This window comes from Pseudomonas sp. SH10-3B, assembly GCF_019891415.1.
In the GTDB taxonomy this organism is placed as follows: Bacteria; Pseudomonadota; Gammaproteobacteria; order Pseudomonadales; family Pseudomonadaceae; genus Aquipseudomonas.
The window spans coordinates 126970-152351 of sequence record NZ_JAFLXD010000006.1 but is presented as its reverse complement, the minus strand read 5'-3'; the positions used below and the strand labels follow the sequence as shown (position 1 = coordinate 152351).

Below are 25382 nucleotides of genomic sequence, written 5' to 3'. Positions count from 1 at the left end.
CCCAATGCCCCGGCGCAGCAGGTCGTCTTGTTCACGAGCCATCAGCGCAGCCCCTCCAGCCAGCCATCGAGACTACTGAAGGCATCACTGAAGGTGCGATCAAGTTGCAACGGGGTAATTGACACATAGCCTTGCATCACCGCGTGAAAGTCTGTGCCTGGACCACCGTCTTCGGCATCGCCCGCTGCAGCAATCCAATAGCCTTCCTTGCCACGCGGGTCGACCACCTTCAACGGCGCTGCCGCACGGGCGCGATGGCCCAGGCGGGTCAACTGGATGCCGCGAATATGGTCGAGGGGCAAGTTGGGAATGTTGACGTTGAGCACCGTGCGCGGCGGCAGGTCCAGGGAGCCATGGGCCTCTACCAGCTTGCGGGCGAAATAGGCGGCGGTGGGCAGGTTGTCCAGTTGGCGCGATGCCAACGAAAACGCGAACGAGGTCCGACCGAGGAAGCGCCCTTCAAGGGCCGCCGCCACGGTGCCGGAATACAGCACATCGTCGCCCAGGTTGGCGCCGAGGTTGATACCCGACACCACAAGGTCCGGCTCCTGATCCAACAGGCTGTTGATCGCCAGGTGCACGCAGTCGGTGGGGGTGCCGTTCACACTGATAAAGCCATTGGCCAGAACCTGCGGGTGCAGCGGACGGTCGAGCGTCAGCGAACTGCTGGCGCCACTCTTGTCCTGGTCGGGGGCGACCACCACGCACTCGGCGTAATCTTCCAGCGCAGCATAGAGCGCGGCAAGACCGGGTGCGGTGGCACCGTCATCGTTTGATATCAGAATACGCATGGGCTGTCCGTCTGCCCCACCGGCACCAGATCAACAAGCTCGCGCACCAAGACAGTGGCGAAGCATCCGGCCGGCAGGACGAATTCCAATTGCAGAATGTCAGGCCCGGGATAATGCCACGTCAACCCGCCAATGGGCAGTCGAAGAATGCGACGTTCCTGGCTCATGCCGGCATTCACCAGCCAATCACGCAGGTCGGCTTCACCCTCGGCAACCGCCTGTTCCAACTCAAATGTGGCGCCCGTCGCCGGAGAATCACCCTCGCCCCACTGCGGGCCGGTGGGATGCAGGTCCAGGATCGCCAGGCGCGGGTCGCTGCACTCTGCCTCCCCCGCCGGAAAAAAGCTGCGGCTGTCGGTAAACGCCAGCAGATCACCCACTTGCGCGCGCTGCCACGAACCGTCGGCAACGCGTGCCGCCAATACTTTGTTGAAGAGAAAACTACGCGCGGTGGACAACAAGCGCGAACGCACGTTGCGCTGCTCCGGCAGAGCCTTGCGCGCAGCCCATTCACGGGCGTCGACGACATTGCCACCGTTGTGGCCAAAGCGTTGGGTGCCGAAATAGTTGGGAATGCCGTGCTGGGCAATCAGTTGCAACCGTGCGTCGATGGCAGCGGTATCACCGACCAATTGGGTCAGGCGCAAGGTAAAGCCGTTGGCCGAATGCGCGCCACGCTGCAGCTTGCGCTTGTGGCGGGCGGTTTTCAGGATCTTGAGGGTGTCGTTCTCCGCCCCGCTCATGTCCGGATCGGCCTTGCCCGGCAGTTGCACACTGAACCACTGGCGGGTCAACGCCTGGCGATCCTTGAGCCCGGCATAGCTGACCGTGCGCAACGGCACGCCGGCAGCCTTGGCGATACGCCGCGCGGCTTCCTCAGTGTTGAGCCCGCGCTTTTCAACCCACAACCACAGGTGCTCGCCTTCGCCGGTAAGCGGAATATCGAGCACTTCGTCGACCTGGAAATCTTCAGCAGTGGCCTTCAGGACCGCGCTGCCCAGGGCCTCGCCATAGGCACGCGGGCCCAGCAGTTGCAGATCGTTCATGCGCGCAGCAACAAGGCGACGGAGTGCACCGCAATGCCCTCTTCACGACCGGTGAATCCGAGCTTTTCGGTGGTGGTGGCTTTCACGTTGACTTGATCCAATTCAATTTGCAGGTCTGCGGCAATCAGTGCGCGCATGGATTCGATATGCGGGGCCATTTTCGGCGCCTGGGCCACGATAGTGTTATCGACGTTGCCGACCTTCCAGCCTTTGGCGTGGATCAGGCCGACCACATGGCGCAGCAAGACACGGCTGTCGGCGCCCTTGAAGGTCGGATCGGTATCCGGAAAGTGCTTGCCGATATCGCCCAGCGCCGCCGCGCCGAGCAAGGCATCGCTCAAGGCATGCAAGACAACGTCGCCGTCGGAATGAGCCAGCAACCCATGGTGGTGCGCAATGCGCACGCCGCCCAAGGTGATGAAATCGCCTTCAGCGAAACGGTGCACATCGTAGCCGTGGCCAATACGCATAAAAAAACGCCCCGATTTAATTCAGGGCGTGATTCTACCTACTTTTGCCTCACATTAACCGAGCAAAGCACGACCATGGTGTCGCAAATGGTCTTCGATGAAGCTGGCGATAAAGAAGTAGCTGTGGTCGTAGCCGGGCTGCAGGCGCAGTTCCAATGGATGGCTGGCCGCCTTGGCCGCTTGCTGCAAAGCTTCGGGCTTGAGCTGCACGGCAAGGAAATCGTCGCGGTCGCCCTGATCCACCAGCAACGGCAGCTTTTCCGAGGCTTCGCTGATCAGCACACAGGCATCCCATTCACGCCACTTGGAACGCTCTTCACCGAGGTAGCGCGAGAAAGCTTTCTGACCCCATGGGCAATCCATCGGATTGTTAATCGGAGAAAACGCCGACACCGACAGGTAACGCCCAGGGTTGCGCAAGGCACACACCAACGCACCGTGGCCGCCCATGGAGTGGCCGCTGATACCGCGTTTGTCCGAAGCCGGGAAATGCGCTTCAACCAATGCCGGCAATTCCTGCACCACGTAGTCATGCATCCGATAGTGCTTGGCCCAAGGCTCCTGGGTGGCATTCAGGTAGAACCCTGCACCCAGGCCAAAATCCCAGGCGTTATCCGGGTCGCCCGGTACACCGGGCCCACGGGGACTGGTGTCGGGTGCGACGATGATCAGCCCCAACTCGGCGGCCATGCGCTGGGCGCCGGCTTTCTGCATGAAATTCTCATCGGTGCAGGTCAACCCGGACAGCCAGTACAGCACCGGCAGCCTGCCGCCCTGCTCGGCTTGCGGCGGCAGGTAGACGGCGAAGGTCATGTCACAGCCGAGCACATCGGAGTGATGCTTGTAGCGTTTATGCCAGCCGCCGAAGCTCTTCTGGCACGACAGGTTTTCCAGACTCATGGCCGACCTCAGAAGTGGATGACGGTACGAATGCTCTTGCCTTCATGCATCAGGTCAAACGCTTTGTTGATGTCTTCCAGGCCCATGGTGTGGGTGATGAAGGTGTCCAGCGGGATCTCGCCGGTCTGAGCCATTTCCACGTAGCTTGGCAACTCGGTACGGCCGCGTACGCCACCGAACGCCGAGCCACGCCAGACGCGACCGGTCACCAGTTGGAATGGACGCGTGGAGATTTCCTGGCCAGCACCGGCAACGCCGATGATCACCGACTCGCCCCAACCTTTATGGCAGCACTCAAGCGCGGCGCGCATCAGTTGCACGTTGCCGATGCATTCGAAGGAAAAGTCCACGCCGCCGTCGGTCAAGTCGACAATCACGTCCTGGATCGGGCGGTCGTAGTCTTTCGGGTTGATACAGTCGGTGGCGCCCAGTTGTTTGGCGATTTCGAACTTGGCCGGGTTGATGTCAATCGCAATGATACGGCCGGCCTTGGCCTTGACCGCACCGATCACGGCCGACAGACCGATACCGCCAAGACCGAAGATGGCCACGGTGTCGCCAGGCTTGACCTTGGCGGTGTTGATCACTGCACCGATGCCGGTGGTAACGCCACAGCCGAGCAGGCAGACCTTCTCCAGCGGTGCTTCTTTAGGAATCTTGGCGACGGAAATTTCCGGCAGCACGGTGTACTCGGAGAACGTCGAAGTCCCCATGTAGTGGAAAATCGGCTGGCCCTTGTAGGAGAAACGCGTGGTGCCATCCGGCATCAGGCCTTTACCTTGGGTAGAACGAATGGCCTGGCACAGGTTGGTCTTGCCCGACAGGCAGAATTTGCACTTGCCGCATTCCGGGGTGTACAGCGGGATCACATGGTCGCCGACCGCCACCGACGTCACGCCCTCGCCGATGGCCTCGACCACAGCACCGCCTTCATGGCCAAGGATCGACGGGAAGATGCCTTCCGGGTCAGCGCCGGACAAGGTGTAGGCGTCGGTGTGGCAGACCCCGGAGGCGACCACACGCAACAGCACTTCGCCAGCCTTGGGCATGGCCACATCGACTTCCACGATCTCGAGGGGTTTCTTGGCTTCAAAGGCAACGGCAGCGCGGGACTTGATCATCCGGGTTTCTCCATCAGGTTAAAAACTGAGGCGGTGAGTGTAAAACATGGCTCGTTGATTAATAATCCAGGCGAAAGCAAAACTTTATTGCCGTACAGGGATAATCAACGTGCTGGAAAACCGTTGGGAAGGCATCGATGAATTTGTCGCCGTCGCCGAATGCAGCCAATTCACGGCAGCCGCCGAGCGGCTGGGGGTGTCGTCATCCCATATCAGCCGCCAAGTGGCGCGCCTGGAAGAGCGCCTGCAAACGCGGTTGCTGTATCGCAGTACCCGTAAGGTGACCCTGACTGAAGCGGGTCAGACATTTCTGCAACATTGCCAGCGTCTACAGGACGGCCGCGAAGAAGCCCTGCGTGCGGTGGGTGACCTTGCCAGCGAGCCAAAAGGCATGTTGCGCATGACCTGCGCGGTGGCCTATGGCGAGCGGTTTATCGTGCCGCTGGTGACGCGGTTCATGGGTTTGTACCCGCAATTACGGGTCGATATCGAACTGAGCAACCGCCAACTGGACCTGGTGCACGAAGGCCTCGACCTGGCGATTCGCCTGGGGCGCTTGCAGGACTCGCGCATGGTCGCCAGCCGTCTCGCGCCTCGGCGCATGTACCTGTGCGCGTCGCCTTCCTATCTGGCCAGGTATGGTCGGCCACATAGTTTGTCGGAACTGAGCCGGCATAACTGCCTGATCGGCAGCTCGGACATTTGGCAATTGGCCCAGGACGGACGCGAATTTTCCCAACGGGTGCAGGGCAACTGGCGCTGCAACAGTGGGCAAGCGGTGTTGGATGCGGCGTTGCAAGGCGTGGGATTGTGCCAACTGCCGGACTATTACGTGCTGGAGCATCTGCACAGCGGCGCGCTGGTGTCGCTGCTGGAGGCGCATCAGCCGCCGAATACGGCAGTGTGGGCGTTGTATCCGCAGCAGCGGCATTTGTCGCCGAAGGTCAGGAAGTTGGTGGAGTTCTTGAAAGAGGGGTTGGCCGAGCGGCCGGAGTACAGTGGTTGATTAACGACGATTCGCCCACCGCAACCGCAGCCACTCCAGGTCTTCCGGCCGGGTCACCTTGATATTGTCCGACCGCCCTTCGATCAAACGCGGCGCCTGCCCAGCCCATTCCATCGCCGAGGCTTCGTCGGTGATCACCGCGTCGGCCACCAGGCTATCAGCCAATGCGCGGTGCAAGGCTCCCAAGCGGAACATCTGCGGCGTATAGGCTTGCCAGATCAAACTTCGGTCAACGGTTTCCACCACCCGACCCTGCTTGTCGACGCGTTTGAGGGTGTCGCGGGCCGGCACGGCCAACAGGCCGCCTACCGGGTCGTCCGCCAACTCGGCCAACAACGTGTCGAGGTCATCACGGCTCAGGTTAGGCCGCGCCGCATCGTGCACCAACACCCAATCATCATCGCTGGCGCCCAGGGCATTGAGCTGCAAGAGTGCATTGAGCACCGAGCCCGAGCGCTCCGAACCACCGTCCGCACGTTGGATACGCGGGTCAGCGGCGCACGCCAGGGTGGGCCAATACGGATCTTCAGCAGCAAGACTGACCACCAACCCCTTGAGGTTGGGATGGTCGAGAAAACAGCCAAGGCTGTGTTCGAGAATAGTGCGCCCGCCCAACTGCAAGTATTGCTTGGGACGGTCCGCGGCCATACGGGCACCGACGCCCGCAGCAGGTATCACGGCCCAGAAGGCCGGCAAACAGGGGTTCATTGGGCCAACTGGTAGAGGGTTTCGCCCTCCTTGACCATGCCCAACTCATGACGAGCGCGTTCTTCAACGGTCTCGGTGCCTTTTTTCAGCTCAAGTACTTCGGCATCGAGGACGCGGTTGCGCTCCAGCAGGCGTTCGTTCTCGGCGTGCTGGTCGGCAATTTGCTGGGTCAGGTCTTTTACTTGCGCAAAGCTGCCATTACCCACCCATAGGCGGTACTGCAGGCCAGCCAGCAACAAGAGCAAGACGAGGAACAACCAATTGGGACTGCGCATCGAATATCGGGTATCCAGTGAAAAAAGACGCCATGCATAACTTTTACAGCAACTGATAGCACGAAGCCTGGAAGAACCAGGCTTGTGCTTGATAGCCATCAGATTAGCGCCGAAATGTTCACTATCGTGAATTTTCCGACGCAATCCGCCGACTTTTTACCACGCTTTACTCTTAACTAGCGATCAGCCGCGAAACTCGCCGCGACCGTTGTACTTGGCTTTGCCGGCCAGTTGCTCTTCGATACGCAGCAATTGGTTGTACTTGGACACACGGTCAGAGCGGCACAGGGAGCCGGTCTTGATCTGGCCCGCCGAAGTGCCCACGGCCAGGTCGGCGATGGTCGAATCTTCGGTTTCGCCGGAGCGGTGCGAGATCACGGCGGTGTAGCCCGCTGCCTTGGCCATCTGGATGGCTTCCAGGGTTTCGGTCAGGGTGCCGATCTGGTTGAACTTGATCAGGATCGAGTTGGCGATCTTTTTGTCGATGCCTTCTTTCAGGATCTTGGTGTTGGTCACGAACAAGTCGTCACCCACCAGCTGGACTTTCTCGCCAATCTTGTCGGTGAGAATCTTCCAGCCATCCCAGTCGGACTCGTCCAGGCCGTCTTCGATCGAGATGATCGGATAGCGCTGGGTCAGGCCCTTCAGGTACTCGGCAAAACCTTCGGAGTTGAACACCTGGCCTTCGCCGGACAGGTTGTATTTGCCATCTTCGTAGAACTCGCTGGCAGCGCAGTCCAGGGCCAGGGTCACATCGGTGCCCAGTGTGTAGCCAGCGTTGGCCACGGCTTCGGAGATCACTTTCAGTGCATCTTCGTTGGACGCCAGGTTCGGTGCGAAACCACCTTCGTCACCCACGGCAGTGCTCAGGCCACGGGCCTTCAGCACGGCTTTGAGGTGATGGAAAATCTCGGTGCCCATACGCAGGCCTTCGGAGAAGGTCTTGGCGCCGACCGGCTGCACCATGAATTCCTGGATATCGACGTTGTTGTCGGCATGCTCGCCACCGTTGATGATGTTCATCATCGGAACCGGCATCGAGTACACACCCGGGGTACCGTTCAGGTTGGCGATGTGGGCGTACAACGGCAGGTCCTGGTCCTGGGCGGCGGCCTTGGCAGCAGCCAGGGACACGGCGAGGATGGCGTTGGCGCCCAGGCTGCCTTTGTTTTCGGTGCCGTCGAGTTTGATCATCGCGTGGTCCAGGGCTTTCTGGTCCAGCGGGTCTTTGCCCAGCAGCAGGTCACGGATCGGGCCGTTGATGTTGGCTACAGCCTTGAGTACACCCTTGCCCAGGTAACGGCTCTTGTCGCCATCACGCAGTTCCAGCGCTTCGCGCGAACCTGTGGAAGCACCGGACGGCGCGCAGGCGCTGCCGATGATGCCGTTATCGAGAAGCACGTCGGCTTCGACGGTGGGGTTGCCACGGGAGTCGAGAACTTCACGACCTTTGATGTCGACGATTTTTGCCATTGTTGTAAACACTCCAAAGTTGACGAAAACGACGCAGCTGAAGGAAATCTTTTGACCGACCGCAAGGGTGGAACAACGGGGCAGGCTTGCAGGCGACAAGGCTCAGGCCCGTAGGCCTGAGCGTAAAGCGTGGGAAAGTCTACCGGAGAATCAACGCTTACGCGGTCTCTACTGTCGGAAAACTCTTGACCAGTTCGTCCAACTGCTTGAGCTGGGCCAGGAAGGGTTCCAGCTTGTCCAGGCGCAGGGCGCATGGGCCATCGCATTTGGCGTTGTCCGGGTCCGGGTGGGCTTCCAGGAACAGGCCAGCCAGGGACTGGCTGATGCCGGCCTTGGCCAGGTCCAGTACCTGGGCACGGCGCCCACCGGCAGAGTCGGCGCGACCACCGGGCATTTGCAGCGCGTGGGTCACGTCGAAGAACACCGGGTATTCGAACTGTTTCATGATGCCGAAACCGAGCATGTCCACCACGAGGTTGTTGTAGCCGAAACTCGAACCACGCTCGCAGAGGATCAACTGGTCGTTACCCGCTTCCACGCACTTGTTCAGGATGTGTTTCATTTCCTGAGGTGCGAGGAACTGGGCTTTCTTGATATTGATCACAGCGCCGGTCTTGGCCATCGCAACGACCAGGTCGGTCTGGCGCGACAGGAAGGCCGGCAACTGGATGATGTCGCACACTTCGGCGACCACGGCAGCCTGTTCAGGCTCGTGGACGTCGGTGATGATCGGCACGCCGAAGGCTTGCTTGATGTCCTGGAAGATCCGCATGCCTTCTTCAAGGCCGGGGCCGCGATAGGAGGCCACGGACGAACGGTTGGCCTTGTCGAAGCTGGCCTTGAACACGTAAGGGATACCCAGTTTCTCGGTAACCTTTACGTACTCTTCACAGACCTGCAACGCCATGTCACGGCTTTCCAGCACGTTCATGCCGCCGAACAGCACCATGGGCTTGTCGTTGGCAATCTCGATGTCGCCTACGCGAATGATCTTCTGGGCCATCAGGTTTACGCCTTCTTCTGATGTTGCGTCAGTGCGGCTTTGACGAAACCGCTGAACAGCGGGTGACCGTCGCGTGGAGTCGAGGTGAACTCAGGGTGGAACTGGCAAGCGACGAACCAAGGATGATCCGGGGCCTCGACCACTTCAACCAGCGCGCCATCACCGGAGCGACCGGAGATTTTCAGGCCAGCCTCTTTGATTTGCGGCAGCAGGTTGTTGTTCACTTCGTAGCGGTGACGGTGACGTTCAACGATCACGTCCTTGCCGTAGCAATCGTGAACCAGGGAACCTGGCTCCAGCAGGCAGTCTTGCGCGCCAAGGCGCATGGTGCCGCCCAGGTCGGAGCTTTCGGTACGGGTTTCGACGGCGCCGGTGGCATCTTCCCACTCGGTGATCAAGCCCACGACCGGGTGGCCGCTCTTGCTGTCGAACTCGGTGGAGTTGGCGTCTTTCCAGCCCATCACGTTACGGGCGAATTCGATAACAGCCACTTGCATGCCCAGGCAGATACCCAGGTACGGCACCTTGTTCTCACGAGCGTATTGCACGGCGGTGATCTTGCCTTCCACGCCACGCAGGCCGAAACCGCCTGGAACGAGGATCGCATCGACACCTTCGAGCAGCGCGGTGCCCTGGTTCTCGATGTCTTCGGAATCGATGTAGCGCAGGTTGACCTTGGTACGGTTGCTGATGCCGGCGTGGCTCATCGCTTCGATCAGCGACTTGTACGCGTCCAGCAGCTCCATGTACTTGCCGACCATGGCGATGGTGACTTCGTGCTCAGGGTTGAGCTTGGCGTCAACCACGGCTTCCCACTCGGACAGGTCCGCGCCGTTGCACTGCAGGCCGAAACGCTCGACCACAAAATCATCCAGGCCTTGCGAATGCAGGATGCCCGGGATCTTGTAGATGGTGTCGGCGTCTTCCAGGGCGATCACCGCACGTTCTTCAACGTTGGTGAACTGCGCGATCTTGCGACGCGAGGAAATGTCGATCGGGTGATCGGAGCGGCATACCAGCACGTCCGGCTGCAGGCCGATGGAACGCAGTTCCTTGACCGAGTGCTGGGTAGGCTTGGTTTTGGTTTCACCAGCGGTGGCGATGTACGGCACCAGCGTGAGGTGCATCAGCATCGCGCGCTTGGCGCCGACTTCGAAACGCAACTGGCGGATGGCTTCGAGGAACGGTTGGGATTCGATGTCACCCACGGTGCCACCGATCTCGACCATCGCCACGTCGGCATCGCCCGCACCCTTGATGATGCGGCGCTTGATTTCGTCGGTAATGTGCGGGATCACCTGGATGGTTGCACCCAGGTAGTCGCCACGGCGCTCTTTGCGCAGCACGTGCTCGTAGACACGGCCGGTGGTGAAGTTGTTGTTCTGGGTCATGGTCGTGCGGATGAACCGCTCGTAGTGGCCCAGGTCCAGGTCGGTCTCGGCGCCGTCGTGTGTGACGAACACTTCACCGTGCTGGAACGGGCTCATGGTGCCCGGGTCGACGTTGATGTACGGGTCCAGCTTGAGCATGGTGACTTTAAGCCCCCGCGCCTCCAGGATGGCCGCCAATGAAGCGGAGGCAATGCCTTTCCCCAATGAAGAAACAACACCGCCCGTGACGAATATGTAGCGCGTCATGAAAAACCCTAGAAGTCTGCGTTAAAGCGGTCCGAGCCGCCGGGGAAAGCGAAGAGAGGCCGAAGCCCCCGATCACCTGCATTAATCACAGTGCACCTTTCAAAAAAACCGCCGCGTTGTGACAGACCAGCAATGAAACGCCGGTACGTTGATCGCTACACATTTTTTGGAATCGCCCAGCAAAGACTGCTTGGTAATCGGCAACTGCTGCGATTCAGGCGAATCCACAGAAGTTGTATCAAGAAGGGAGCGTAGTCTACCGGAAAGGCTCTATCAGCTCAAACCTTGATCGCAGCTCTGTGGCATCCAATGTAATTGCCAGCCTTCACTCGGTGCCGCCCAGAGTCCAGTGAGGTTGGGCACGCCGAGCAATTGCTCACCCTGATACAGCAGCGGCAATCTGCCACGGACGAAGCCCGGCACGCCACGCTCATTAAGCAAGCGCTTCAAGTCACGCCGGCCTCGGCCTGGCACTTCAAGCATTTCACCGCCCTGGCGATAACGGACCGCCAAGGGGCCTTCTGGCGCCTTGCCGATAATCGTCAGCACGCCATTGCCGGGTAACTCTAGTGGGTTTTGCGTATCGAGCCAGCTCACCGATGCGTGGGAAAACTCCGACCAGGCGCGAGGCAACCACCAGATGCGTTCGCCGCAACGGTGCAACGCCCCATCGGCCAGACGCCATAGGGGCTGTGCGTCGCCCTTGGCATCGCGTAGGGAATACCAGCCAGCCCAATGGTCGCTGTCGGGTAACCGGGTCAGCTGCGCCAGCCAATGGCGCAGGAGGTTGCGCTGACGGGCGTCGGAAAGTTCGCGCAATGGGCCAAGGTCCAATGACGGCAAACCCAGCCAAGGAAACCGTGAAGGTTGATCAGCGGCTTGCAAGTCCATGCAGGCTAACTCGCCCAGCAACGCGTGGGCTTCACCGAGGTGTTCGGCAGTGCGGGCCAGACTGGAGACAGCTTGCGGCCAACGCTCCGTCAGCGTCGGGATCACGCGGTGGCGCAGGTAATTGCGGGAGAACTGCATGTCGGCGTTGGAAGGGTCTTCGATCCACTTGAGTTGATGCTCATCGGCGTAGGCCACCAACTCGGCGCGCGAGACATCCAACAACGGCCGCACCAAATGACCGCCCGCTAATGGACGGTGCACAGGCATTGCCGCCGCCCCCCGCACGCCGGCCCCGCGCAACAGGCGAAACAGCAGGGTTTCAGCCTGATCGTCGCGATGCTGGCCCGTGAGTAACACCTCTCCTGCCCCGATCACCTCGGTAAACGCCCGGTAACGCGCATCACGCGCTGCACGCTCAAGGCTGGCGCCGGGCTGCACCTGCACACGCATTACGCGCAGGGGCACGCCCAGCCTGTCGCAAATGGACTGGCAATGGCTCGGCCAGGTGTCGGCGGCGGCTTGCAGGCCATGGTGGACATGGACAGCGCTTAGAGGCGGAGGGGCTTCGGCGTTGGCCAGGAGATGCAGCAGGACAGTGGAATCAAGACCACCAGAGAAGGCGATATGCCAAGACGGGGCGTTGCGCCAGGGGGCTAGGGCGTGCAGGAGTTTGGCGGATAAAGTCGGTTTCATCACAGGTTACCGCCGCAAATCTGGAATACCCAAGCCAAGCATACACAAAGCAAATGTGGGAGGGGGCTTGCCCACGATAGCGGAGCATCAGCCAGTGAATACAGTGACTGACACTCAGCAATCGGGGCAAGCCCCCTCCCACATTAGTACCGCTGCGGCCTTAGAGGCCGTAGCTCATCAGGCGCTCGTAACGACGGGCCAGCAGCGCTTCGTTATCCAGCTTCTTGAGCATCGCCAGTTGCGACCCCAACTCGGCACGGATAGTCGCGGCGGCAGCGGCCGGGTCGCGGTGGGCGCCGCCCAATGGCTCGGCGATCACTTTGTCGACGATACCCAAGCCTTTGAGGCGATCGGCGGTGATGCCCATGGCTTCAGCAGCGTCCGGCGCCTTTTCTGCGGTCTTCCACAGGATCGAGGCGCAACCTTCCGGCGAGATCACCGCATAGGTCGAATATTGCAGCATGTTCAACTGGTCACAGACGCCAATCGCCAGTGCGCCGCCAGAACCACCTTCACCGATCACGGTGGCAATGATTGGGGTTTTCAGGCGGGACATGACGCGCAGGTTCCAGGCGATCGCTTCGCTCTGGTTGCGCTCTTCGGCGTCGATACCCGGGTATGCACCCGGCGTGTCGATGAAGGTCAGGATCGGCATCTTGAAGCGCTCGGCCATCTCCATCAGGCGGCAGGCCTTGCGGTAGCCTTCCGGACGCGGCATGCCGAAGTTGCGACGCACTTTCTCACGCACTTCACGGCCTTTCTGGTGACCGATGACCATGACCGGCTGGTCGTCCAGGCGAGCGATACCGCCCACGATGGCCGCGTCGTCGGAGAAGTGGCGGTCGCCGTGCAACTCGTCGAACTCGGTGAAGATGTGCTGAATGTAGTCCAGGGTGTACGGACGGCGCGGGTGGCGGGCCAGGCGCGCGATCTGCCAGCTGGTCAGCTTGCCGAAGATGTCTTCGGTGAGCGTGCTGCTCTTGTCTTGCAGGCGGGCAATCTCATCGCCGATGTTCAGCGAATTGTCATTGCCGACCAGGCGCAGTTCTTCGATCTTGGCTTGCAGGTCAGCGATCGGCTGTTCGAAATCAAGAAAATTCGGGTTCATAAGCGTCCGTCTTGGGTCGACGGCCAGGGAGTGCCTGGCCAGCCGGTTGTCTATTCGCGCCCTACCTTAAGGGAGAGGCGCGTTTAGGTCGAGATTAAATGTTGAGCCGAGGTCAGGCGTTCTGACCGTCAACGGTATTGGAGGAAGACGTTGTCTCGCCCGAACTGGTCACGCAATGCTTGAATCAAGCCATCAGCGGGATCAATTCGCCAGGTCTCACCGAACTGCAACATGGCCTTGGCGTCATTGCCGGTGTACTCCATGGTCACCGGGCACGCGCCACGATGGCGCTTGAGCAGGTCACCCAACCAGCGTAGCTGATCGCCCTTGAGGGCTTCGGTTTTCACCTTCAGGCGCAGGCTCTCGGCCAGGTTGGTGCGCGCATCTTCCATGCTCATCACCCGCTTGATCCGCAGGCGCAGGCCGCCGGAGAAGTCATCGTTGCTGACCTCGCCTTCCACCACCACCATCGCGTCGGTCTGCAGCAACGACTGCGCGGAGTGAAAGGCGTCGGCAAACAGCGACGCTTCGATCCGGCCCGAGCGGTCGTCGAGGGTGATAAAGCCCATCTTGTCGCCCTTTTTGTTTTTCATCACTCGCAGGGCGATGATCATGCCGGCGACGGTCTGGGTATCCCGCGCCGGCTTCAGGTCGATAATACGTTGACGGGCAAAACGGCGGATTTCGCCTTCATATTCGTCAATCGGGTGACCGGTGAGGTACAGGCCCAAGGTGTCTTTTTCACCCTTGAGGCGCTCCTTGAGGGTCAGGTCCTTGGCCTTGCGGTGGTTGGCATACACATCCGCATCTTCTTCGACGAACAACCCGCCAAACAGGTCGGCGTGGCCGCTGTCGTGGGTCCGGGCGGTCTGTTCGGCGGCCTTGATCGCTTCTTCCATGGCGGTGAGCAGCACCGCGCGGTTGCGGTCGATATTCGCCTGGTACGCCTTCGGCTCATCATGGAAATACGGGCCGAGACGGTCGAGTGCGCCGCTGCGGATAAGACCATCGAGGGTACGTTTGTTGATGCGCTTGAGGTCAACCCGTGCGCAGAAGTCGAACAAATCCTTGAACGGTCCGTCCTGGCGCGCTTCGGTGATGGCTTCCACCGGGCCTTCACCGACGCCCTTGATAGCGCCCAGGCCATAGATGATGCGGCCTTCGTCGTTCACCGTGAACTTGAACTCCGAGGCGTTCACGTCCGGCGCGTCGAGGCGCAGCTTCATGGTGCGCACTTCCTCGATCAAGGTCACGACCTTGTCGGTGTTGTGCATATCCGCCGAAAGTACCGCAGCCATGAACGGCGCCGGGTAGTGGGCCTTCAGCCAGGCGGTTTGGTACGACACCAGGCCGTAGGCGGCGGAGTGGGATTTGTTGAAGCCGTAACCGGCGAATTTTTCCACCAGGTCGAAAATGTTACCGGCGAGGTCCGCGTCGATATTGTTGGTGGCGCAACCTTCAATGAAACCGCCGCGCTGCTTGGCCATTTCCTCGGGCTTTTTCTTACCCATGGCACGACGCAGCATGTCCGCACCACCGAGGGTGTAGCCGGCCATGACCTGGGCGATCTGCATCACCTGTTCCTGGTACAGGATGATGCCGTAGGTCGGCGCCAGTACTGGCTTGAGGCCTTCATACTGGTAGTCGGAGTGCGGGTACGCCAGCTCGGCGCGACCGTGCTTACGGTTGATGAAGTCATCCACCATGCCTGATTGCAGAGGGCCCGGACGGAACAGGGCCACCAGTGCGATCAAGTCTTCCAGGCAGTCGGGCTTGAGCTTTTTGATCAGCTCTTTCATACCCCGCGACTCAAGCTGGAACACCGCCGTGGTTTCAGCTTTTTGCAGCAATTGGTAAGTCGGCTTGTCGTCCAGCGGGATGAACGCGATATCCAGCGGCGCTTCGTTGACCTTGGCGCGGTCGCGGTTGATGGTCTTGAGTGCCCAGTCGATGATCGTCAGGGTCCGCAGGCCAAGGAAGTCGAACTTCACCAGGCCGGCCGCCTCCACATCGTCCTTGTCGAACTGGGTAACCAGGCCGCCGCCCTCTTCATCGCAATAGATAGGCGAAAAGTCAGTCAGCTTGGTCGGCGCAATTACCACACCGCCGGCGTGTTTACCGACGTTACGCACCACGCCTTCCAGTTTGCGCGCCATGTCCCAGATTTCGGCGGCCTCTTCATCGATCTTGATGAAGTCGCGCAGGATTTCTTCCTGTTCGTAGGCCTTTTCGAGGGTCATGCCGACTTCGAACGGGATCATCTTCGACAGGCGGTCCGCCAGGCCGTAGGACTTGCCCTGCACCCGGGCCACGTCACGGATTACCGCCTTGGCCGCCATGGAACCGAAGGTGATGATCTGGCTCACGGCGTTGCGGCCGTATTTCTCGGCCACGTATTCGATCACGCGGTCGCGACCGTCCATGCAGAAGTCGACGTCGAAGTCGGGCATGGAGACCCGTTCCGGGTTCAGGAACCGTTCGAACAGCAGGTCATATTCCAGCGGGTCAAGGTCGGTGATCTTCTGTACATAGGCGACCAGCGAGCCGGCACCCGACCCCCGGCCCGGACCTACCGGTACGCCGTTGCTTTTGGCCCACTGGATAAAGTCCATCACGATCAGGAAGTAACCGGGGAACCCCATCTGGATGATAATATCCAGCTCGAAATTCAGCCGATCGACATAGACCTGGCGCTTGGCCTCGTAATCTTCGGTGGTGTCCTTGGGCAGCAGGACGGAGAGCCGCTCCTCCAGACCATCAAACGATACCTTGCGGAAATACTCGTCGATGGTCATGCCATCGGGAATCGGGAAGTTGGGCAAAAAGTGCTTGCCCAGCTTCACTTCAATATTGCAGCGCTTGGCGATCTCGACGGAGTTTTCCAGGGCCTCGGGCAGGTCGCTGAACAGCTCGGCCATCTCCTCCGCGCTCTTGAGGTACTGCTCTTCGCTGTAGTTCTTGGAGCGGCGCGGGTCATCCAGGGCCCGGCCTTCGCCGATGCACACGCGGGTTTCGTGGGCTTCGAAATCCTCTTTCTTGATAAAGCGCACATCGTTGGTCGCCACCAACGGCGCGCCCAGCTTGTCGGCCAGGGCCACAGCGGCGTGCAGGTGCTCTTCATCGTTGGGGCGGTTGGTGCGCTGAACTTCCAGGTAGAAACGGTCGGGGAAGACCTGCATCCACTCACTCGCCAGTACTTCGGCTTCATGGGGATTGCCGCCCAGCAGCGCGATACCGATCTCGCCCTCCTTGGCGGCCGACAGCATGATCAGGCCTTCGCTGGCCTCGGCGACCCATTCGCGCTCGATGATGATCGAGCCGTTGCGCTGACCGTCGATAAAGCCACGGGAAATCAATTCGGTGAGGTTGCGATAACCCACGCCATTCATCGCCAGCAGGCTGATGCGGCTCAGGGGGTTATCCGGGTCTTTGTTGGACAGCCACAGGTCGGCGCCGCAGATCGGCTTGATGCCGGCGCCCATGGCGTTCTTGTAGAACTTGACCAGGGAACACATGTTGTTCTGATCGGTAACCGCGACCGCAGGCATGTTCATGCCCACCAAGGTTTTGACCAGGGGTTTGATCCGTACCAGGCCGTCGACCAGGGAGTATTCAGTGTGCAGGCGCAGGTGAACGAATGAAGCCGGCATAGTGATCCTGTCTAGAAACTTAGAAACAACAAGGCCCGGGATTGTACCGGGCCTTGGCAAAAACATCAGCCTCGCGACTACACCTCGCTGAGGCTCTCACGCGCCTCGTAAGCCTGGCGCACCGGGGCGAACGAGCGACGGTGGATCGGCGTGGGGCCGAGACGGGCCAGGGCTTCCAGATGAACGGGCGTCGGATAGCCTTTGTGCCCCCCGATACCGTAGCCGGGGTAAATCAATTCGAAGGCCGCCATTTCACGGTCTCGGCTGACCTTGGCCAGGATCGAAGCGGCGGCAATGGCTGGAACCTTGCTATCGCCCTTGACCACCGCTTCAGCCGGCATCGCCAGCTTCGGGCAACGGTTACCGTCGATCATCGCCAGTTTTGGCGTGATATGCAGGCCTTCAACGGCACGCTGCATGGCCAGCATTGTGGCGTGCAGAATGTTCAATTCGTCGATTTCTTCGACTTCAGCCCGGGCGATGTGCCAGCTCAGCGCCTTTTCACAGATTTCGTCGTAGAGCTTTTCACGGCGCGCTTCGGTGAGTTTTTTCGAGTCGTTGAGACCCAGGATCGGACGGTTCGGATCCAGGATCACGGCCGCCGTAACCACCGCACCACACAGCGGACCGCGCCCTACTTCGTCAACACCGGCCACCAGTTCGTGGGCTTCGGCAACCAGGCTGAAATCCAGGCCCATTTGCGTGCTCATAACGTTTCCTGTTTATGCCCGATCAAGGTCAACACGGCGTCTGCCGCCTGGTTCGACGCATCACGACGCAGGGTACGGTGGATGTCGTCAAAACCACGGGTCTGTTCTTCGCCGCCGTCGATCAAGGGCAGTAGGGTTTGCGCGAGGGCTTCGGGCGTTGCATCGTCCTGCAACAACTCCGGCACCAACAGACGCTGGGCGAGCAAGTTGGGCAAGGAGATGTAAGGGCTTTTGACCATGCGCTTGAGAATCCAGAACGTCAGCGGTGCCAGGCGATAGGCCACGACCATCGGGCGCTTGTAGAGCAGGGCCTCCAAGGTCGCGGTACCCGAAGCGATCAACACCGCATCACAGGCCGCCAGGGCCAGGTGCGACTGGCCGTCAAGCAGGGTCAAGGGCAGATTGCGCCCGACCAGCAGCGACTCGATCTGCGCGCGACGCTGCGGGCTGGCGCAGGGCAGCACGAAACGCACGCCCGGTTTCAAGGCTTGCAGGCGTTCGGCTGCATCGAAAAACACACTGGCCAAACGACCGACTTCGCCGCCGCGGCTGCCCGGCATCAACGCGACCAGCGGGCCGTCGGGCAAACCCAGTTGGGCACGAGCTGCAGCCCGGTCGGCCTGCAAGGGAATGGTGTCAGCCAGGGTATGCCCGACAAACCGTACCGGCACGCCCTTCTCTTCGTAGAACCGCGCCTCGAACGGCAGCAACGTCAACATCAAGTCACAACCTTCGCGGATCTTCAGTACGCGCTTCTGCCGCCATGCCCACACGGAGGGGCTGACGTAGTGCACCGTCTTGATCCCGGCCTGACGCAACTTGAGTTCGATATTGAGGGTGAAGTCCGGTGCATCGATTCCGATAAAGACGTCGGGCTTTTCTTCGATGAGAGTCTGAATCAGCAGCTTGCGACGAGCCAGGAGCTCACGCAGGCGACCCAGCACCTCGACCAGCCCCATGACCGACAAGCGCTCCATGGGAAAGTAGGAAGTGAGGCCTTCAGCCTGCATCAGTGGGCCGCCGACGCCGATAAATTCCACCGCAGGGTGCTGGGCCTTGAGCGCCCGCATAAGACCTGCACCCAAAATGTCGCCGGAGGCTTCTCCGGCCACCAGCGCGATACGCAGATTCGCCATGATCAGCGGGTGATGCCGCGAGTCGACGCCTGGATCGAGTCACGGAACACCGCGACTTCCGGGAACAACGCTGCCGGCTCGGCCAGTTGGGTCAATGCCTGGTCGACCGTCAGCCCCTGGCGGTAGACCACTTTGTAGGCGCGGCGCAGGGCGTGGATCGCCTCTTCGCTGAAGCCACGACGGCGCATGCCCTCGAAATTCATGCTGCGGGCTTCGGCCGGGTTGCCGAACACCGTGACGAACGCCGGAACGTCCTTGCCGATGGCGGTACCCATGCCGGAAAAGCTGTGGGCACCGATATGGCAATACTGATGCACCAGGGTAAAGCCGGACAGGATGGCCCAATCATCAACGTGCACATGGCCGGCCAACGCTGTGTTGTTGACCAGGATGCAGTGGTTGCCGATGACGCTGTCATGGCCGATATGGGCATAGGCCATGACCAGGTTGTGATCACCCAGCGTGGTCTCGGCACGATCCTGCACGGTGCCACGGTGAATGGTCACGCCTTCACGGATGATGTTGTGATCACCGATTACCAAGCGTGTCTCTTCACCCTTGTACTTCATGTCCGGGGTGTCTTCGCCTACCGAGGAAAACTGGTAGATACGATTGTGTTTGCCAATGCGGGTCGGACCTTTGAGGATCACGTGCGGCCCGATGACAGTCCCCTCGCCGATTTCCACACCTGCGCCGATGATCGACCAGGGGCCGACCTCAACGTCGGCGGCCAGAACGGCCGACGGATCGATGATTGCGCGAGGGTCAATCAAACTCATAGTTTGCGTTCCGCACAGATGATCTCGGCGGAGCACACCGGCTTGCCGTCTACCGAGGCCTGGCATTCGAACTTCCAGATCTGGCGCTTGCAGCTGATGAACTTGGCTTCCAGGATCAACTGGTCACCCGGGGTGACCGGGTTACGGAAACGCAACTTGTCGGAGCCCACGAAATAGTAAAGCGTGCCATCGGCAGGCTTGAGGTCGAGCATTTTGAAACCAAGGATACCGGCAGCCTGGGCCATCGCTTCAATGATCAATACGCCCGGCATGATGGGATGCGCGGGGAAGTGACCGTTGAAGAACGGTTCGTTGATGCTGACATTCTTGTAGGCACGAATGCGCTTTTCCTCAACATTGAGGTCCACTACGCGGTCCACCAGCAGGAACGGGTAACGGTGAGGCAGGTATTCGCGAATCTCGTTGATGTCCATCATTTCGGGGGGAAGCCTGTAATAAAGATTGGGGGCGGGCGACTAAACGCACGCCCCGCTAGCAAATCAAGGAGGCAGTCTAGCGGCTGTGCACACTTGATATGGAAATGGTATCAGCCTTCAGATGAAGCATTACCGCCAGGGGTCACGTCCCCAACACGCTTTTCCAGCTGTTTGAGACGTCGAGCCATGTCGTCGAGCTGCCTCAAACGTGCTGCACTCTTGCGCCATTCAGCTGCGGGCTGCATGGCGGTACCGGAAGAGTAGGCGCCCGGCTCGGTAATCGAGTGGGTGACCATGGTCATGCCGGTGATGAAGACGTTGTCGCAAATATCGATATGTCCTACCAGACCTACGCCACCGGCGAGCATGCAATGCTTGCCGATTTTGGTGCTGCCGGAAATGCCTACACACGCGGCCATGGCGGTGTGATCGCCAATCTGCACGTTGTGGGCGATCTGGATCTGGTTGTCGAGCTTCACGCCGTTACCGATCACGGTATCGGCCAAGGCCCCACGATCGACAGCGGTGTTGACACCAATCTCCACGTCGTCGCCGATCAATACGCCGCCGACCTGGGCAATCTTGTGCCAGACGCCTTTCGAGTTGGCAAAGCCGAAGCCTTCGCCACCGATCACCGCCCCCGATTGAATGACCACACGCTCACCGATACGCACATCGTGGTACAGGGTCACGCGAGGCGCCAACCAACCGTCGGCGCCGATTACACAGCGAGCGCCGATAAAGCAATGCGCGCCGACCGTTACACCGGCCGCGATACGCGCGCCGCTCTCGATCACCGCAAAGGCGCCAATGCTCGCCGCAGGGTCAACCTGGGCATCATCGGCGATCACCGCAGACGGATGAATACCGCCGGCAGCCTTGGGTTTCGGATCGAACAGGTGCGACACCTGCGCATAGGCCAGGTAAGGGTCGGGCACCACCAGCGCATCCCCGGCAAACCCTTCGGCATCAGCCGCCTTCAACAACACGGCTGCGGCTTGGCTGTCGACGAGGTATTTACGGTATTGAGGATTTGCGAGGAAGCTCAACTGAGCTGGGCCAGCCTCCTGCAAGGTGGCTAGCCCAGTGATTTCCTTCTCCGGGGAACCACGCAAGGTGGCTCCCAGGAACTCGGCCAACTCGCCGAGCTTGATAGTCGCGGTCATGGCTTACTTCAGCTGGTTCATGCGCTCGATCACCTGACGGGTGATGTCGTATTGAGGCTTGACGTCGATCACTGCGCCACGCTCGAACACCAGGTCAAAAGCACCTTTCTTGATGACTTCTTCCACTGCGCTGTCGAGTTTAGGCTTGAGCTGCTTGAGCATTTCGCGGTCAGCAACAGCCTTGGCTTCGTTCAGTTCCTTGGACTGGAACTGATAGTCACGGGCCTTTTGCTTGAACTCAAGCTCCAGACGCTCGCGTTCGCCTTGCTGCATCTTGTCGCCACCCGCTACCAGGCGGTCCTGGATGCCCTTGGCACTGCTTTCCAGAGTCTTGAGCTTGGTCAGTTGCGGACCGAATTTTTTCTCGGCATCCACGGCGTATTTCTTGGCCGCGTCGGATTCCAGCAGGGCCATTTGATAGTTCAGGACGGCGATCTTCATTTCGGCGAAGGCCGGGGTGGTTACCAGCACAGTGGCCAGCAGAACCAATTGAGTCAACTTACGCACGATGTACTCCTACAGAATCCGTTGTCGTTATCTTGGGTCAGACGCTTAGAACGTCTGGCCGAGGGAGAATTGGAAAATCTGGGTTTCAGCGTTATCCGGTTTCTTGATCGGCATGGCCAGAGCAAAGCTCAACGGGCCAAGCGCAGTCACCCAGGTCACACCTACACCCACCGAGCTCGCCAGGTTGCTGAGACTTACGTCGTTGCACTCAGTCCTGGACTTCACGCCGCTTGGGTTGGTGATCTGTTCGCACTTGGAGTCGAACACGTTACCCACGTCCCAGAAGACCGAAGTTCGCAGGGACCGCTGATCTTTGACGAACGGCAGCGGGAACAGGATTTCCGCACCACCCTGGATCAACACGTTACCACCGAATGGCAGCGGGTCGTTGTCGGAGTCAGCTACGGTGCCCTGGTTACCGGTCACCCCAACACCACGGCTCGGTGTACCACGCGGACCCAACGTGCTGTCCTTGAAGCCACGTACCGAGTTGAAACCACCTGCATAATAGTTTTCATAGAACGGCAAGCCGTTGGTCGAACCATAACCATCGCCATAACCCAGCTCAGTGTGCAGGCGCATGGTGTAGTTATCGCTCAGTGGCTGGAACAACTGGCCACGGTAGTCGAGCTTGAAGAACGACAGGTCGCTGCCTGGCGTCGTTGCTTCCAGAGTCAGGCTCTGGGAGTGACCACGGGTAGCCAGTACACCTTTGTTCAGGGTCGACTCGGACCAGCCGGCGGACGCCTTGAAGTTCAGGAACTTGTCACCTTCCTTGCGGGTGAAGTCAAAGATCTCATCCACGGTGTATACACCTGTCTTGATCTCATCCTGTTGCGCAGTCAGGCCGAAGGTCAGGCGCGAGGTCTCGCTGATCGGGTAACCGATGTTGGCGCCCACGCCCAGGCTGTCGATTGCATAGCTTGCTACGTCAACGTCGAGGTCTTTGTAGTCGGTGGTGCGGTAGAAGGCGTTGTAGCCCAGGCTCACACCGTCTGCAGTCCAGTAGGGGTCCACATAACCGAAGTTATAGCGGCTCTGGTATTCGCTTCGGGTCAGGCCGATGGACACCTTGTTACCGGTACCCAGGAAGTTGTTCTGGGTAATGGAACCACCGAGGATCAGACCGGCACTCTGTGCGAAACCGACGCTGGCGGTGATCGAACCCGACGCTTGCTCTTCCACGGCGTAATTCACGTCAACCTGGTCATCCACACCCGGTACGGCCGGGGTTTCGACGTTCACTTCCTTGAAGAAGCCCAGGCGCTCAAGACGGGTCTTGGACTGGTCGATCAGATAGGTCGACGCCCAGCCACCTTCCATCTGGCGCATTTCGCGGCGCAGCACTTCGTCCGCAGACTTGGTGTTGCCACGGAAGTTGATACGGTTCACGTAGGCACGCTTGCCTGGATCGACGACAAAGGTGATGTCCACCGTGTGGTCTTCATCGTGCGGGGTCGGCACGCCGTTGACGTTGGCGAAGGTATAGCCTTCGTTACCCAGGCGACGGGTGATCAGTTCGGACGTGGTGGTCATCAGCTTGCGCGAGAACACCTGGTCTTTCTGCACCAGCAGCAGGGCCTTGACCTGGTCTTCAGGTACTTTCAGGTCGCCGCTGAGCTTCACGTCACGAACCTTGTACTTCTCACCTTCATTGACGTTGACAGTGATGTAGACGTGCTTCTTGTCCGGGGTGATGGACACCTGGGTCGAAGCGATATCCATGTTGATGTAGCCACGGTCCAGGTAGTAGGAGCGCAGACGCTCCAGGTCACCGGAGAGTTTTTCACGGGCGTACTTGTCATCGTTCTTGAAGAACGACAGCCAGTTGGTGGTCTTGAGTTCGAACAGGTCGATCAGGTCTTCATCAGCGAACTTGGTATTGCCCACCACGTTGATGTGCTGAATCGCCGCCACGGTGCCTTCGTTGATGTTGACCTTGAGGCCGACACGGTTACGTGGCTGCGGCACCACTTCCGTTTCCACGGTCGCGGAGTAGCGCCCCTGGGCAACGTACTGGCGTTGCAGTTCATTACGCACACCTTCAAGGGTGGCGCGCTGGAAGATCTCGCCCTCGGCCAGGCCGGATTGCTTCAGGCCCTTCATCAGGTCTTCAGTGGAGATCGCCTTGTTGCCTTCGATCTCGATACTGGCGACAGACGGTCGCTCGACGACGGTGATGACCAGGACGTTACCTTCGCGACCCAGTTGGATGTCTTGAAAGAACCCGGTTTTGAACAGCGCACGAGTGGATTCCACCAGGCGACGGTCATCAGCCTGTTCCCCGACGTTCAACGGCAACGCACCAAACACGCTACCCGCGGAAACCCGCTGGAGGCCGTTGACGCGAATATCGGAGATAGTGAAGGACTCGGCGTGAACTTCGGCGATCATCAATACGGTGAGAACCGCAGTTAGCAGCAGACGTTTCATGAAGTCCTTTCTTATTCCAACTGGCAATAAACAAACTGCCGCAAAATGCGGCAGATTCGCAATTCAGCGAAGCGTTACAGTCGACCCAGATCGTTGACCAAGGCTAATAACATCACCCCGACCACCAAACTGATACCGATCTGTATCCCCCAACCCTGCACCCGATCCGACAAGGGGCGACCACGCACCCACTCGACCAGATAAAACAACAGATGCCCCCCATCCAATACAGGAATGGGCAGCAAATTCAGAACCCCCAGGCTAATACTCAGATAAGCCAGGAAATTCAGGAAATCCGCGACACCCGACTGGGCAGAAGCGCCCGCCACTTTAGCAATGGTTATCGGTCCACTCAAGTTTTTTACCGAGAGCTCGCCGAACAACATTTTCTTAAGGGATTCGAGTGTCAGCACACTCATGGTCCAGGTGCGTTTTGCACCCTCGCCAATTGCCGCCAACGGCCCGAAACTGACCTCACGCACCATTGACGGCGGCCACTCCGGACTCTTGACACCAGCGCCCAGGTAACCCCCGGCTGCCTTGGCTTCCCCACGTACCGCCAGGGTCACGGGGATGTCGATTTGAGCACCGTCGCGCTCAATTTTCAGCACAATTTTGGTATCAGGACGTACACGTACGAGGTCGACCACCTGCTGCCACTCACTCAGCACCTGGCCATCGAGGGCCAGCAGGCGATCGCCGGTTTTCAGGCCAGCAGCTTGGGCCGGACCTTTCGGATCCAGCTCGTCAAGGACTGGCGGCAGCGCAGGACGCCAGGGTCGGATACCCAGGGACTTGATTGGATCAGGCTCATCAGCACCCTTGAGCCAATGATCCAGAGCCAACGCGCGCGGAGTTTCGGCACTGGAATCCTGCTCACGCACCACAACATTGACGGTACCGCTCTCACCCAAGCGACGCACCAGCTGCAAATTGACCGCGCCCCAACCCGTAGTCGGCTCGCCATCAATGGATACAATTTCCTGCCCCGCGACCAGACCTGCCTTGGCTGCGATGCTGTCCGCCTCGACTGCGCCGATGACCGGGCGCACCTGCTCGCTGCCGAGCATGGCCAACACCCAGAAAAACACCATCGCCAACAGGAAGTTGGCGATCGGACCCGCGGCAACAATAGCGATACGCTGACGAACGGTCTTGCGATTGAAGGATTGGTCCAACTGATCGGCCGGCACTTCGCCTTCACGCTCATCGAGCATCTTGACGTAGCCACCCAACGGGATAGCCGCAATCACGAATTCGGTGCCACGCCGGTCGTGCCAGCGAACAAGCGGCATGCCGAAGCCGACGGAAAAGCGCAGTACCTTGACGCCGCAACGACGTGCCACCCAGAAGTGGCCGAATTCGTGGAAGGTAACCAGCACGCCCAGAGCAACCAGGGTGCCGACAATCATGTAAAGCGCACTCATCTAATTTCTCCGCAT

22 protein-coding genes are annotated in these 25382 nt (G+C 59.8%); 1 reads left to right on the top strand and 21 read right to left on the bottom strand.

Annotation, left to right across the window (positions count from 1 at the left end; translation table 11 throughout):
• Positions 1–41: 41 nt before the first annotated feature.
• The 5 genes from surE to J1G35_RS07200 are packed head-to-tail and all read right to left on the bottom strand — an operon-like array spanning position 42 to position 4328.
• Positions 42–791: a 5'/3'-nucleotidase SurE gene (surE, locus tag J1G35_RS07220; protein WP_053137202.1), complete on the bottom strand. Its 750-nt coding sequence runs from the start codon at positions 789–791 to the stop codon at positions 42–44.
• Positions 779–1837, bottom strand: a complete 1059-nt coding sequence (gene truD, locus J1G35_RS07215) for a tRNA pseudouridine(13) synthase TruD (protein WP_053137206.1) — start codon at positions 1835–1837, stop codon at positions 779–781. Before truD ends, surE begins: the two co-directional genes overlap by 13 nt.
• Complete coding sequence (ispF, locus tag J1G35_RS07210) at positions 1834–2307, bottom strand: 2-C-methyl-D-erythritol 2,4-cyclodiphosphate synthase (RefSeq protein ID WP_012722614.1); 474 nt, start codon at positions 2305–2307, stop codon at positions 1834–1836. Before ispF ends, truD begins: the two co-directional genes overlap by 4 nt.
• 54 nt (positions 2308–2361) lie before the next feature.
• On the bottom strand, positions 2362–3207 hold the full coding sequence (gene fghA, locus J1G35_RS07205; protein WP_223014272.1) for an S-formylglutathione hydrolase: 846 nt from the start codon (positions 3205–3207) through the stop codon (positions 2362–2364).
• An 8-nt stretch (positions 3208–3215) separates the two neighbouring features.
• Positions 3216–4328: an S-(hydroxymethyl)glutathione dehydrogenase/class III alcohol dehydrogenase gene (locus J1G35_RS07200; protein WP_017137160.1), complete on the bottom strand. Its 1113-nt coding sequence runs from the start codon at positions 4326–4328 to the stop codon at positions 3216–3218.
• A gap of 109 nt (positions 4329–4437) precedes the next feature.
• Here J1G35_RS07200 and J1G35_RS07195 point away from each other — a divergent pair, with 109 nt between their 5' ends.
• Positions 4438–5334 (top strand): LysR substrate-binding domain-containing protein, encoded by an 897-nt coding sequence (locus J1G35_RS07195; RefSeq protein WP_223014270.1) that lies wholly within the window; start codon positions 4438–4440, stop codon positions 5332–5334.
• On the opposite strand, the gene ispD is transcribed toward J1G35_RS07195, so the two are convergent.
• From ispD to rseP, 16 genes are all read right to left on the bottom strand, one after another.
• Positions 5335–6042: a 2-C-methyl-D-erythritol 4-phosphate cytidylyltransferase gene (ispD, locus tag J1G35_RS07190; RefSeq protein WP_223014268.1), complete on the bottom strand. Its 708-nt coding sequence runs from the start codon at positions 6040–6042 to the stop codon at positions 5335–5337.
• Positions 6039–6317, bottom strand: a complete 279-nt coding sequence (ftsB, locus tag J1G35_RS07185) for a cell division protein FtsB (RefSeq protein ID WP_003172294.1) — start codon at positions 6315–6317, stop codon at positions 6039–6041. The genes ispD and ftsB overlap by 4 nt, the downstream gene beginning before the upstream one ends.
• Positions 6318–6500: 183 nt before the next feature.
• Positions 6501–7790 (bottom strand): phosphopyruvate hydratase, encoded by a 1290-nt coding sequence (gene eno / locus J1G35_RS07180; RefSeq protein ID WP_053137218.1) that lies wholly within the window; start codon positions 7788–7790, stop codon positions 6501–6503.
• A 157-nt stretch (positions 7791–7947) separates the two neighbouring features.
• Positions 7948–8793, bottom strand: coding sequence for a 3-deoxy-8-phosphooctulonate synthase (gene kdsA, locus J1G35_RS07175; RefSeq protein WP_223014266.1), 846 nt, complete (start codon positions 8791–8793; stop codon positions 7948–7950).
• Between the two features lie 5 nt (positions 8794–8798).
• Positions 8799–10430, bottom strand: coding sequence for a CTP synthase (locus tag J1G35_RS07170; protein WP_053137224.1), 1632 nt, complete (start codon positions 10428–10430; stop codon positions 8799–8801).
• A 273-nt stretch (positions 10431–10703) separates the two neighbouring features.
• The gene (gene tilS, locus J1G35_RS07165; RefSeq protein WP_223014264.1) at positions 10704–12014 is read right to left on the bottom strand and encodes a tRNA lysidine(34) synthetase TilS; all 1311 of its coding nucleotides are present in this window, start codon (positions 12012–12014) and stop codon (positions 10704–10706) included.
• Positions 12015–12174: 160 nt separating this feature from the next.
• Positions 12175–13122, bottom strand: a complete 948-nt coding sequence (locus tag J1G35_RS07160) for an acetyl-CoA carboxylase carboxyltransferase subunit alpha (protein WP_003172288.1) — start codon at positions 13120–13122, stop codon at positions 12175–12177.
• 128 nt (positions 13123–13250) lie between these two features.
• Positions 13251–16772: a DNA polymerase III subunit alpha gene (gene dnaE, locus J1G35_RS07155; protein WP_053137230.1), complete on the bottom strand. Its 3522-nt coding sequence runs from the start codon at positions 16770–16772 to the stop codon at positions 13251–13253.
• A 77-nt stretch (positions 16773–16849) separates the two neighbouring features.
• The gene (gene rnhB, locus J1G35_RS07150) at positions 16850–17482 is read right to left on the bottom strand and encodes a ribonuclease HII (RefSeq protein WP_053137233.1); all 633 of its coding nucleotides are present in this window, start codon (positions 17480–17482) and stop codon (positions 16850–16852) included.
• Positions 17479–18618: a lipid-A-disaccharide synthase gene (lpxB, locus tag J1G35_RS07145; protein WP_223014262.1), complete on the bottom strand. Its 1140-nt coding sequence runs from the start codon at positions 18616–18618 to the stop codon at positions 17479–17481. The genes rnhB and lpxB overlap by 4 nt, the downstream gene beginning before the upstream one ends.
• Positions 18619–18620: 2 nt before the next feature.
• On the bottom strand, positions 18621–19397 hold the full coding sequence (gene lpxA / locus J1G35_RS07140; RefSeq protein WP_053137239.1) for an acyl-ACP--UDP-N-acetylglucosamine O-acyltransferase: 777 nt from the start codon (positions 19395–19397) through the stop codon (positions 18621–18623).
• The gene (gene fabZ / locus J1G35_RS07135) at positions 19394–19834 is read right to left on the bottom strand and encodes a 3-hydroxyacyl-ACP dehydratase FabZ (RefSeq protein WP_003172281.1); all 441 of its coding nucleotides are present in this window, start codon (positions 19832–19834) and stop codon (positions 19394–19396) included. Before fabZ ends, lpxA begins: the two co-directional genes overlap by 4 nt.
• Before the next feature lie 110 nt (positions 19835–19944).
• Positions 19945–21000: a UDP-3-O-(3-hydroxymyristoyl)glucosamine N-acyltransferase gene (lpxD, locus tag J1G35_RS07130; protein ID WP_053137242.1), complete on the bottom strand. Its 1056-nt coding sequence runs from the start codon at positions 20998–21000 to the stop codon at positions 19945–19947.
• A 3-nt stretch (positions 21001–21003) separates the two neighbouring features.
• A complete protein-coding gene (locus J1G35_RS07125; protein WP_003172279.1) occupies positions 21004–21507 on the bottom strand; it encodes an OmpH family outer membrane protein in 504 nt (167 codons plus the stop codon).
• A gap of 45 nt (positions 21508–21552) precedes the next feature.
• On the bottom strand, positions 21553–23940 hold the full coding sequence (gene bamA / locus J1G35_RS07120; protein WP_053137245.1) for an outer membrane protein assembly factor BamA: 2388 nt from the start codon (positions 23938–23940) through the stop codon (positions 21553–21555).
• 74 nt (positions 23941–24014) lie between these two features.
• A complete protein-coding gene (rseP, locus tag J1G35_RS07115; protein WP_223014260.1) occupies positions 24015–25367 on the bottom strand; it encodes a sigma E protease regulator RseP in 1353 nt (450 codons plus the stop codon).
• Positions 25368–25382: the final 15 nt, after the last annotated feature.

What these genes read in the sequence shown, in the direction of transcription:
- surE (WP_053137202.1), bottom strand. Translation starts at nt 791, where the DNA reads ATGCGTATTCTGATATCAAACGATGACGGTGCCACCGCACCCGGTCTT.
- truD (WP_053137206.1), bottom strand. Translation starts at nt 1,837, where the DNA reads ATGAACGATCTGCAACTGCTGGGCCCGCGTGCCTATGGCGAGGCCCTG.
- ispF (WP_012722614.1), bottom strand. Translation starts at nt 2,307, where the DNA reads ATGCGTATTGGCCACGGCTACGATGTGCACCGTTTCGCTGAAGGCGAT.
- fghA (WP_223014272.1), bottom strand. Translation starts at nt 3,207, where the DNA reads ATGAGTCTGGAAAACCTGTCGTGCCAGAAGAGCTTCGGCGGCTGGCAT.
- J1G35_RS07200 (WP_017137160.1), bottom strand. Translation starts at nt 4,328, where the DNA reads ATGATCAAGTCCCGCGCTGCCGTTGCCTTTGAAGCCAAGAAACCCCTC.
- ispD (WP_223014268.1), bottom strand. Translation starts at nt 6,042, where the DNA reads ATGAACCCCTGTTTGCCGGCCTTCTGGGCCGTGATACCTGCTGCGGGC.
- ftsB (WP_003172294.1), bottom strand. Translation starts at nt 6,317, where the DNA reads ATGCGCAGTCCCAATTGGTTGTTCCTCGTCTTGCTCTTGTTGCTGGCT.
- eno (WP_053137218.1), bottom strand. Translation starts at nt 7,790, where the DNA reads ATGGCAAAAATCGTCGACATCAAAGGTCGTGAAGTTCTCGACTCCCGT.
- kdsA (WP_223014266.1), bottom strand. Translation starts at nt 8,793, where the DNA reads ATGGCCCAGAAGATCATTCGCGTAGGCGACATCGAGATTGCCAACGAC.
- J1G35_RS07170 (WP_053137224.1), bottom strand. Translation starts at nt 10,430, where the DNA reads ATGACGCGCTACATATTCGTCACGGGCGGTGTTGTTTCTTCATTGGGG.
- tilS (WP_223014264.1), bottom strand. Translation starts at nt 12,014, where the DNA reads ATGAAACCGACTTTATCCGCCAAACTCCTGCACGCCCTAGCCCCCTGG.
- J1G35_RS07160 (WP_003172288.1), bottom strand. Translation starts at nt 13,122, where the DNA reads ATGAACCCGAATTTTCTTGATTTCGAACAGCCGATCGCTGACCTGCAA.
- dnaE (WP_053137230.1), bottom strand. Translation starts at nt 16,772, where the DNA reads ATGCCGGCTTCATTCGTTCACCTGCGCCTGCACACTGAATACTCCCTG.
- rnhB (WP_053137233.1), bottom strand. Translation starts at nt 17,482, where the DNA reads ATGAGCACGCAAATGGGCCTGGATTTCAGCCTGGTTGCCGAAGCCCAC.
- lpxB (WP_223014262.1), bottom strand. Translation starts at nt 18,618, where the DNA reads ATGGCGAATCTGCGTATCGCGCTGGTGGCCGGAGAAGCCTCCGGCGAC.
- lpxA (WP_053137239.1), bottom strand. Translation starts at nt 19,397, where the DNA reads ATGAGTTTGATTGACCCTCGCGCAATCATCGATCCGTCGGCCGTTCTG.
- fabZ (WP_003172281.1), bottom strand. Translation starts at nt 19,834, where the DNA reads ATGATGGACATCAACGAGATTCGCGAATACCTGCCTCACCGTTACCCG.
- lpxD (WP_053137242.1), bottom strand. Translation starts at nt 21,000, where the DNA reads ATGACCGCGACTATCAAGCTCGGCGAGTTGGCCGAGTTCCTGGGAGCC.
- bamA (WP_053137245.1), bottom strand. Translation starts at nt 23,940, where the DNA reads ATGAAACGTCTGCTGCTAACTGCGGTTCTCACCGTATTGATGATCGCC.
- rseP (WP_223014260.1), bottom strand. Translation starts at nt 25,367, where the DNA reads ATGAGTGCGCTTTACATGATTGTCGGCACCCTGGTTGCTCTGGGCGTG.